The 569-nt window shown below is 45.3% G+C and carries 1 pseudogene; it reads left to right on the forward strand.

Annotated elements, in window-relative coordinates:
- Positions 1-569 (forward strand): annotated as a pseudogene (locus R7Z49_RS26700) (AraC family transcriptional regulator); the annotation flags it as partial.

The raw sequence follows: 569 nt of genomic DNA on the forward strand, positions 1-569 counted from the left end.
CGAAGACGACCGATGGCAGACCTTAGAAGGGGGTCAGTTAACCTTAGAGCACCTCAACTCTGGGGAATACCACCTTCAAGTGAGTAACGAGTCACAGGTAACGGCGGGCGTTGTTGGCTTAGAGTCTCGTTTTGAAGTGCTCAAACCATGGTATCTATCCCAGCTTGCGATATTAGGCTTTTTCGTCTCAATTTCTACGCTTATCGGTCTTATCATGTACTGGCGATCACGATATGTTATGCAAGCAAACCGAGAGCTTGCTGCTCAGGTCACTCTAAAGACCAACCAGCTAAGGCATCAAAGCCGCGTATTATTGACGAGTAACCAACAGTTAAGAAAGCAAATTCAGGTTAGAAATCTATTAGTTGACCATGTTGCTCAGTCTATAAAAACCAGCGTCGATTATATCTCGTCAAAATTGCCAGTGGAGAGAGACTCCATCACAGAGGATCACGTATCAAAAACTTACTGGCAGCTGAATGAGCTTAAAAGTGCTCCTGGTGATGCGAGTAACGGCAGTCAAAACTACAACCTAAGCCAAATTACGCAATCTGTGGTGGATGTGTGGC

Source organism: Vibrio sp. 1562 (genome assembly GCF_033340155.1).
GTDB classification, from domain to species: domain Bacteria; phylum Pseudomonadota; class Gammaproteobacteria; order Enterobacterales; family Vibrionaceae; genus Vibrio; species Vibrio alginolyticus.